General features: G+C 33.7%; 6 protein-coding genes and 1 tRNA gene. 3 read left to right on the forward strand and 4 right to left on the reverse strand.

Annotated features, from left to right (window positions below; all coding sequences use genetic code 11):
* Nucleotides 1–2: 2 nt before the first annotated feature.
* From DK441_RS02620 to DK441_RS02635, 4 genes are all read right to left on the reverse strand, one after another.
* The gene (locus DK441_RS02620) at nt 3–908 is read right to left on the reverse strand and encodes a DUF6607 family protein (protein WP_109097345.1); all 906 of its coding nucleotides are present in this window, start codon (nt 906–908) and stop codon (nt 3–5) included.
* A gap of 672 nt (nt 909–1,580) precedes the next feature.
* Nucleotides 1,581–1,928 (reverse strand): hypothetical protein, encoded by a 348-nt coding sequence (locus DK441_RS02625; protein ID WP_109097346.1) that lies wholly within the window; start codon nt 1,926–1,928, stop codon nt 1,581–1,583.
* Nucleotides 1,929–2,280: 352 nt separating this feature from the next.
* A tRNA-Leu gene (locus DK441_RS02630) sits at nt 2,281–2,362 on the reverse strand.
* A 170-nt stretch (nt 2,363–2,532) separates the two neighbouring features.
* On the reverse strand, nt 2,533–3,222 hold the full coding sequence (locus tag DK441_RS02635) for an aspartyl/asparaginyl beta-hydroxylase domain-containing protein (protein WP_109097347.1): 690 nt from the start codon (nt 3,220–3,222) through the stop codon (nt 2,533–2,535).
* 78 nt (nt 3,223–3,300) lie between these two features.
* Here DK441_RS02635 and DK441_RS02640 point away from each other — a divergent pair, with 78 nt between their 5' ends.
* The 3 genes from DK441_RS02640 to DK441_RS02650 all read left to right on the forward strand — a co-directional run.
* Nucleotides 3,301–4,689: a dipeptidase gene (locus tag DK441_RS02640; protein WP_109097348.1), complete on the forward strand. Its 1,389-nt coding sequence runs from the start codon at nt 3,301–3,303 to the stop codon at nt 4,687–4,689.
* 423 nt (nt 4,690–5,112) lie between these two features.
* Nucleotides 5,113–7,245, forward strand: coding sequence for a hypothetical protein (locus DK441_RS02645; RefSeq protein ID WP_109097349.1), 2,133 nt, complete (start codon nt 5,113–5,115; stop codon nt 7,243–7,245).
* Between the two features lie 264 nt (nt 7,246–7,509).
* A partial coding sequence (locus DK441_RS02650) for a M43 family zinc metalloprotease (protein WP_109097350.1) occupies nt 7,510–9,997 on the forward strand: 2,488 nt, incomplete at its 3' end.

The following is a 9,997-nucleotide window of genomic DNA, read 5'->3' on the forward strand; positions in this document are numbered from 1 at the left end:
TCTTATTGAACTACAAAAGATTCAATGACTTTATTAATATCTTGTTCTTTTGTGTATTCATCAGAAAATAAATGCTTGTATAGTGGTTTATTATCGACTTTAGCTTCTAATACTAAATTGGCATTTCTACTAAAAACCTTTTTCCATTTATTACGAACCAAAGCCCATTTTTGGTTGTTTTCTTTCCACCAATTTGCAGCGGCTTTACATCTACTATCATCTACTTTTACATAAGTATTATACCCTTTCTCCTTAGCCAAAATAACATCGGCCTTGCCTGCTTCCCGTATTACTTTATCATTATTTTGATCGTGGATCCAACCGTCTTTAGTAATCTCATGTCTGTTTCCTCTAACAGTTACATTATAATCACTTCTTTTAGTGTATTCTCGTCTTGGTAGTGGAGCATCTGTTCTGTTTTCCCAAAAACTTTTTCCATCTACATGTACCCAGGTTGCAGAACCTTCATAGCGAGGACTATCGTCTACCTGATATACTTTTTGAGTCCATTGCCCTTTTACCTCAGATTCAGGCTTACTTTCATAATTCCAGGAATTATTACCGTTAAACATATAGAAATCGGTGTTTTCATATATCCAATCTTGTCGCCAATGTTTTACAATATGAGGTTTTGAAGGATCCCCTACTTGTAATAGATGCTGAATAGAAACTTTGTTTTTATCCTCTTCAACCAATTGAGCCCATTCTAACCCTTTGGCAATTTTTGTTTTTGAAGGTTTGTAAAGAGAATCATTACTATATTGAAAGGTTTCTGCAAAATTGAAGGTTACTTCATAGCAACCGCACATTTTTTTTATAGCATTTTTATCCTGCTTTTTCTTACCCTGCGCAGTTATCGTACATACTGCAACTAATAGTAAAAGTGATGAAAGTGTTAATCGTTTCATTTTTGAATATTTTAAAAAATTACTAATCCTTATTTAGATTGAATTAAAATAGTTATATATTTGTTGCAAATTTATTAAGAATGAATCTAAATAGAAATAGATTTTAGCTTTATTTTTTATTTTTTTACCTCAATTTCATTTTCACGTAAAAAGGATAATAGATATACATCATAGAGGATGTACTAGTAATTATGATAAACCTCATTTTATCAAGGTCGTCAATGAGAGTGTTAAAAGGGGGAATCAGAAATTAGAGAATACTTTATTAAAATAGTAAAACGTGTTTTTTGTTTTATAACCATAGTGTTAATGTAAACTCTCCATATCAAAGGATATGGAGAGTTTTTTTATCCTTAAGGATAAAAATAGCAGTAGAAACTTAAGCTGTAGCGCTTATATAGAGGTAATTATCAATAAATCATATTTTCTGAGTTTTAGCTTAATTTTTATACCACCATTCTCTTGCAAACTGTACACTAGTAATTAGTCCGTTTTTTACTTCATAAATGGACAAGTATAATTATTCATAATCATAAAAACCTATAAAGTGCTGATAATAATATAGGTGAAAGATTTGGGTGAAAAATAAGAAACCTGTAAATCAATTATTTACAGGTTTCTTATTTGTTTTGGGCGGACAGAGAGATTCAAACTCTCTCACCTAAGATTTTGTTAGTTATCAACTACTTTGCTTTCTGTCATCTTTATATCGATAAGAATTAAACGTTTTTTGTATTGTTTCACTTGTGTATCCTTGCTTACAATTTCTATGTTATCAATTTCATAAGTAATTATAAACTCTTTTCCTGTAAGTTTTTTTGTTCTTAAATCATACTTAGAGATCGCTTTTTTACTTACAAAAGTAAATTCGAGCACCTTTCCTGTATCCTTATTAGTAAAATAATACGCTTTATCAGATTGTCCGCTATAGGTTACCTGTGCTTCTACGATATCATTATTATCTATAGAGGTAAAACTAGCTGTTAATACTACTACTAAAATTAAAAGAATCTTTTTCATTGTATAATATGGTTTTATTGTTATATATATTGAGACACCAAAAGATAAACAAAGTCACTAATAATTCCAATAAAAAAACTCTTTAAGAGTAGACGTAAAATACGTTCTAATTTTTTTTCGTTTAATGAAAAGCGATTTAACAATCAATAAAGCAGAAAGCCTTCTAGGCTTGTTTATAAATTGTCTCACCTTTTTCTAATCGGCACCACTCCTAATTAAAATCTAAATTGTAATCGCGTTGAGTGCGATTTTTGTTAGTGTTTCTCGATAAGTCGGTTTTGTGTTAACTTATTTAAGGGCAAGACAAACCTAAACAAAAAAAGCTTCTCGATTAAGAGAAGCTTTTTTGCTGTGCGGGCGGAGAGACTCGAACTCTCACACCTCGCGGCACTAGATCCTAAGTCTAGCGTGTCTACCAATTCCACCACGCCCGCATTAATACTTTTACAATACTTAGGACTTTCTGTAAAAGCGAGTGCAAATATACATATTCCTTATAAATCTCAAAGAACTTAAATTATTTTTTTTAAAGAATATGAAAAGTAATACATAACAATTTAAGAAACGAGGATATTTTCTTTAGAATCCCTTCGTTTTTTGGGAGCTACAATTCTGATTTTAGTTGATTAATCAATGCTTTGGATGCTTCGGTATTCATAGCTTTTAATTCTTCTATCATTTTCAATTTAGTTGCCTTAGAATATTGATGAGGTTGATTTTCTGCCGTAAAATCATAACCCGCTTCAGCAAATAATTGATCCGACCATTTATTACGAATACAATCTATAATTAAATGAATACGATCGGTTGCTCCTTTGTTTTCTACCCGATGTGGTAGATTAAAGTTTCCGTACCAGCATTCGCCAACGGCCATAGTTACTTCTTGATGATGTATATAAAAATGAACATCCCGATTTGTAGTGATCGGAATATGAACTCTAAAACTTCCATCCTCATATCCCAAATTATGATCTGTATGTTCTTTTATGCTACTATTAGGAGAAAGATTGAGTAGGCGAATAGATTCTTTTTCACACTCAAAAAGTGCAGTTATTTCCTTAAAATAAGGACAGTGATCTAATAGAGAAGTATTCTTGTAATTATGAGCACCAGATGAGTGCGCATAAATTTGATTCATATCTCCATTAAGAGATCTAAGCGCAATAGATTTCCAATTACCAGAATAATCACTGGTATTGAAATGAGAAGTAAAAGAATAGGATTGACAATGTTTTAAGTCTTCCAGAAGGCGATTTTCAGAAAATAAAAAAGGAAGTTTCAAAAATGCATTCATATTAACAGATATACTTAAATAGAGAACAACTAATTTACTTCATTTTTACTACTTTTAGGCGAAAATAAACTCAGATTCATGCAAAATATACAATCTTACGTTCAAGAACATAAAGATCGATTTATAGATGAGCTTTTCGAGCTACTTAAAATTCCATCTGTTAGTGCAGATACAGCATATAAAGATGATGTAATCAAAACAGCATCAGAAATTAGCAAAAGCCTTAAAAATGCTGGATGTGATGCCGTAGAAATATGCGAAACTCCAGGATATCCGATAGTATATGGAGAAAAAATTATAGATAAAAACCTTCCGACAATATTGGTTTATGGGCATTATGATGTACAACCAGCTGACCCAATAGAGTTATGGGATAGCCCTCCTTTTGAACCTGTAATTAAAAAGACAGAGATCCATCCCGAAGGAGCCATTTTTGCCAGAGGATCTTGTGATGATAAAGGGCAGATGTATATGCACGTAAAGGCATTAGAAATTATGACCAAAACGAACCAGTTGCCGTGTAATGTTAAATTTATGATCGAAGGAGAAGAAGAGGTAGGAAGTAAAAGTTTAAGTTGGTTTGTAGAACGTAATCAGGATAAACTAGCTAATGATGTAATCTTAATTAGTGATACAGGAATGATCGCTCAGGATGTCCCTTCTATTACTACCGGATTAAGAGGACTAAGTTATGTCGAAGTCGAAGTAACAGGACCCAATAGAGATTTACATAGTGGTTTGTATGGCGGTGCGGTTGCAAACCCCATCAATATATTGACTAAGATGATTGCTTCTTTACACGATGAAAATAATCATATTACTATTCCGGGTTTTTATGATAAAGTCGAAAACCTTTCTACAGAAGAAAGAGCAGAAATGGCAAAAGCACCTTTCTCTCTTGATGGATATAAAAAATCATTAGATATTAATGCAGTGTACGGAGAAGAAGGATATACGACCAATGAACGCAATTCTATTCGACCGACATTAGATGTGAACGGAATCTGGGGTGGCTATACAGGAGAAGGAGCAAAGACAGTTATTGCCAGTAAGGCTTATGCCAAAATTTCTATGCGTTTGGTTCCTAATCAAGATTGGGAAGAAATCACAGAATTATTCAAAAATCACTTTGTAAGCATAGCACCAGATGCAGTAACGGTAAAAGTAACTCCGCATCATGGTGGGCAAGGCTATGTAACCCCAATAGATAATATTGGATATAGAGCAGCTAGTAAAGCATATCAGGATACCTTTGGTAAAACACCAATACCACAACGTAGCGGGGGTAGTATTCCTATTGTTTCTTTATTCGAAAAAGAATTAAAAAGTAAAACAATCCTAATGGGATTTGGCCTAGATAGTGATGCAATACACTCTCCTAATGAACATTTTGGAGTATGGAATTACTTAAAAGGAATAGAAACGATCCCACACTTCTATAAATATTTTACCGAACTAAGTAAGTAAGGCTCTTACATATATTAAAATAATAATAGCGTTACCCTGATTTATTAATCAGGGTCGGGCTATTCGTTATATCTTTTTTGCTATCACTCGAGCGTCTTTTTTAGAAGTTTTAGGGTCACAAAAAAGGATGCCACTACTATCCCTAACGTATACAAAAAAAGATTTCATTAAATCCAAATTATGTAACCTTTAGTGCTATGTAAATTACTGATAATGAATGAAATGACTTACATAAAAATTATGATTCACACATTTTAACACCTTTTGTCGAAAACATGAAATATCTATTTTTTCTACTTTTTTTTAATCGTAAATTTAAGGTAACAAAATCCCCTTAATTTCTATTTTTAAAGTTTTATCGTAAACATTGATTTGATTAATACAAATTCTTAAAATCAATTTTTAATATTAAAAAATAGTACGATGAAAAAAACAATATTAGGGTTTTCGGCTTTATTAAGTGTAGCATTCACTTTTGCTCAAAATAATGTTATAGATGTCGATCAAACAGGAATAGGAAATGAGACAGAAATTTCCCAAAAAGGAGTAAACAATACTTTAGCAATAGTTCAGGATGGTAATTATAATAGTGCAAGAGTAGAGCAGGGTATAGAAAATGAGATAATAGGTAATGGCATTATTCGTCAAATCCAGACAGGAGATCAAAATGATGCATATGTTATGCAGCAAGGAGATTTTAATGCCGTGTATCAAAATCAGTTAGGTACATTGAATACCGCAGAAGCGACCCAATATTCGGGTATTTTGGGAGGTAGAATCGAACAAACCCAGATCGGAAACAATAACAAAGCATTGGCATCCCAGAGAACAGATTTTTTCAATGAAATGAAAGTTCAGAATAGTATTGTACAATCACAGAATGGAGCCTTCAATATGGTATTGGCAAATCAGTATGATGGGGGATATAATAAAATCACACAAAATCAACAAGGAGAATTTAATCAAACTACAGCAAATCAATACATAGAATTTGAAAGCCATAATAGAATTGAACAGAGGCAATCTGGGAAAAATAATAAAGCAGTAGCAACTCAGTCTAAAGGATTTCAAAGTTATATTGTTCAAGATCAAAATGGTTTAGGAAATGTTGCGATTGCTGATCAAATGTCTTTGGAGTGGGGTTTTGAGGAAGCTTATGGATTTCATACAATCACTCAATTACAAATAGGAAATCATAATATAGCAACTGCAATCCAGAAAGTAGCTAGTAATACTATTAAACAAAGTCAGATAGGAACGTTTAACCAAGCTACAGCAAATCAAAAATCAGGTTTTTGGTACAGAAATACTATTGAACAGATACAATATGGGGAAAACAATAGTACGGTAGCAAATCAGTTTATGGATTATGAGTTTGATCGAAGTAGTATTTTTCAAGAACAAAAAGGAGTGTTTAATTATGCTATGGCAGATCAATTTTTACCTTATGATCAAAATAGTATTGAGCAACGTCAATCTGGGGAGTATAATAGTGCAATAGCAACTCAAAAAGAGAGTTTTGGTCAAAATAGTATTGAGCAACGTCAATCCGGAGAGAATAATAATACAATAGCAACTCAAGAAGAAGGCTTTATTTCAAATAGCATCTTTCAAGAACAAAATGGATTAGGAAATACGTTGATTGCCAATCAACCATTTTCAAGCTCTAGCTTTGGAGATCGAATGATAAAACAATCTCAAAATGGTAATTATAATACTGCGACTGCAATCCAAAATGGTATATATACCATTGAGCAAAGCCAAACAGGAGAATATAACCAGGCTTTTGCTTATCAGGTAAGCTCATTGCCTGTGGGTATAGGTCAACATCAGAAAGGAATAAGGAATATGGCAGAGGCTTTTACTAATGGAGCGTTTGTAGGAGGTGTAATCCCAGGCGGTATTTCTCAGAATCAGGTAGGAGAAAGTAATTATGTTTATGCAAATCTGGAGATTAGAGGTTATGTGAATCAGAGGCAAGAAGGTATAGGAAATGATGCATCTACTACTATTTATAGTTTTAATACTAATGTAACCCAACGGCAGACAGGAAATTATAACAAGTCTACTGCTACCGTATATGGTGATTATGAATCCAACGTTGGGCAATATCAAGAAGGGGCTTTTAATAAGGGTGAAGTGCTAATAGAAGGAAATGGTATTAAGAGCACCCAAACCCAGAAAGGAGAAGGAAATAGTGTCATAGCTACTGCTAATAATTGGGGAGGTGCTCATGAAATGACGAGTATGCAAAATGGGTTTTTTAATACTGTTGAGCAAACTCTGGATGGCGGTCATCTTAATAGTGCTATTGCCACTCAAGATGGGGAACAAAATTTCTTATCCCAATTACAACAAGGAAAAGCGAATGGAGTAATTTCTGCTCAGGATGGATCATTTAATACTACGTATGCTACTCAGATTGGAAATTATAATAGCCTTAATACAAAACAAATTGGTAGTGCTAATAGTTTAACAGCTTCTCAAGAAGGCAATTCGTTATCGGTAACGATAATTCAAGAAGGAAATGGTAATAGTTCGGTTATTTCACAATGATTTATTACAAATTAGATTCAGTTTATCAATAATTAATAGGTTAATAAAACAAACAAGCACCCTTACTATAGGGGGCTTGTTTATATTTTCTTCTTTGTCAAAATCAACAGTAATTATGTCTTAATCTTATGCTTTTTATGGTATAGATGTTAAAATAATGTGAAACAGATAACATAGTATGGTGTTTGGTTATAATAGTACAACTCTAAATGCTTCAATAGTTTTAATTTTCGTTATTAACTATAACACAAAATCAATACGATTATGAAAACTAAAATTATTATTTTAGCAGCTATGCTATTTACCTATGTTTCGTCTCTTCTGGCGCAGCAACCAGTAGATGCAAAAAGATGTGAGGCAAGTAATGCCAATGCGTATATTTTTTCGGCAAATCCTAAAGCAAAAGCCGAATATGAAAACTTCAATACGTTTACCAAAAATTATGTTCAGAGTAAAGCTTTTTCGCAAAAAGCAGCAGAAACGTATACTATACCTGTAGTGGTTCATGTATATGGTACTACTCAACATGGGAAGACCGTTGATTATAATAAAATAAAAGGAGCACTTGATGCTCTTAATAAAGATTTTAACGGACTTAATGATGATTATAATTCAATTGACCCCGTTTTTGACGGTCGTAAATCAACACTAAGTATACGATTTGCATTGGCTAAAATTGATCCTAACGGAGGTAGTACTAATGGAGTAATTATTCATCCTGTGGCTTCTGGAATGGGAAATTATAGTAGTCCTGTTGTTGCTTCAGATGGATGGGACAATTATAAATATATGAATGTGTATATCACAGGTGATTTGTATGGTGATGGAGTTTCGAACAATTCTGGGGTAGCATGGTATCCGAATACAACAATGTCTGATGCAAATATTGCAAGAGTGGTATATAATGGTCGGTATCTGCATGGAAATACAGATAAGGAGTTTGCATCTATATTTACTCATGAGTTTGGACATTGGCTTAACTTAATCCATACCCATGAAGATGGTTGTAGTGGTACAGATGAGGTAAGTGATACCCCTCAGGATTCGAATTCGACCGGTTCTAATGATTGTAGTGAAACTAGTGATTGCGGTACACAGATCAACTATGAAAACTATATGGGGTATAATGGAGCAGCAGGCTGTTATAAAATGTATACTCAAGGGCAGATAAATAGAATGCTGGCAGCATTAGAACACCCAACAAGAAAACCATTATGGCAACCAGCTAACCTGGTAGCTACAGGAGTAAATCTTACCGGTGCCTCACTAATAGCAAATAATAGTACTGTAGAAGAATCATTATCTAATAATGGAACCTTAGTAGATGATTCTTATGATATAGATATACAAGGAGGTACTTTTTCATTAAGTTCTGGAACATTAACACAAGGAACACATTTTACATCAAGCCTTCCTCAAGGATTTTCGGCTAGTATAACGGTAATAAACAATAAGAAATTAAGGGTAAAATACAGTGGGACTACTAATAATCATGGATCTGCTGATAATGCTTCAGGTACAATCACTCTTAAAAATGCGATTATTTCAGGCGGAACAAGTACATTAAATTCTGATAAAGTAATATTTAACTTCTCATTTTATGATCCTTTTAAAGTAGTTTATGTAGATAATAGTGATCTTACAGTTGATGCCACTACGGTATGGAAACCATTTACAGATGCTAATATTCCATCCTTAGGCGGAGGAACAAATTACGGAGGGTTATTTTACAACGCTTCTGGGCATCCAAGTGGTCAGCCTGCATTACAATTCGAAACCTATAAAGCTGCAATGATTACTGTAGGAAGTACAAAAAGGGTTGCAAATTTACCAGCAGATACACCAATTAGTACTACTAGTAATTGGGTAGATGGAGGAGCATATCCAGATTTACATGAGATTAGAACAAATTCATATACCAATTGGGATGGGCAAACTGGGTATGCAGGATTTAGATTTATTAAAAATGCTAAAGAATACCACGGTTGGCTTCGATTTCAGGTAAATGCTAGCGGAAACTCATATTCATTATTAGATTATGCATATAGTACAGAGCCTTATGGTACTATTAAGGCAGGAAGTAAAGAATTGGGACCAACTCCTACCTGTAATGATGGTATCCAGAATGGAGATGAAACGGGAGTAGATTGTGGTGGATCATGTGAGCCTTGTAGTACACCAATAACATACTGTGATTCTAACGGGAAAAGTGTATCAGACGAATATATCGGTAGAGTACAACTAGGAACAATTGATAATACTTCTACAGGTTCTACCGGAGGATATGGAGATTATACTTCGGTATCTGCTACATTATCTAAAGGTACTTCTCATACGATTACCATTACCCCAACCTGGTCAGGAACCGTATATTCTGAAGGATATAGCGTGTGGATAGATTATAACCAGGATGGAGATTTTGCTGATGCAGATGAGCAGGTATGGAGTAAAGCTGCTTCAAAAGATACATCAGTAAGTGGTAGTTTTACTATTCCATCTAGTGCCAAAAACGGGAATACCAGAATGAGAGTATCTATGAAATACAATGGTATCCCAACGCCATGTGAATCTTTTGACTATGGAGAGGTAGAAGATTATACTATTACTATTGGAACCGGAGGGTCAGATCCAACCTGTACAGATGGTATTCAGAACGGAGACGAAACCGGAGTAGACTGTGGTGGATCGTGTACTCCTTGTGCTACTAATGACGGAGTTGTCTATGTAAATAATGAAGATATCACTGTAAGCT

Origin of the sequence: Aquimarina sp. AU58 (assembly GCF_900312745.1) — a bacterium.
GTDB classification, from domain to species: domain Bacteria; phylum Bacteroidota; class Bacteroidia; order Flavobacteriales; family Flavobacteriaceae; genus Aquimarina; species Aquimarina spinulae.

Bases quoted from the DNA above. Each gene is read 5' to 3' on its own strand.
- DK441_RS02620 (WP_109097345.1), bottom strand. From the start codon at position 908: ATGAAACGATTAACACTTTCATCACTTTTACTATTAGTTGCAGTATGT.
- DK441_RS02625 (WP_109097346.1), bottom strand. From the start codon at position 1,928: ATGAAAAAGATTCTTTTAATTTTAGTAGTAGTATTAACAGCTAGTTTT.
- DK441_RS02635 (WP_109097347.1), bottom strand. From the start codon at position 3,222: ATGAATGCATTTTTGAAACTTCCTTTTTTATTTTCTGAAAATCGCCTT.
- DK441_RS02640 (WP_109097348.1), top strand. From the start codon at position 3,301: ATGCAAAATATACAATCTTACGTTCAAGAACATAAAGATCGATTTATA.
- DK441_RS02645 (WP_109097349.1), top strand. From the start codon at position 5,113: ATGAAAAAAACAATATTAGGGTTTTCGGCTTTATTAAGTGTAGCATTC.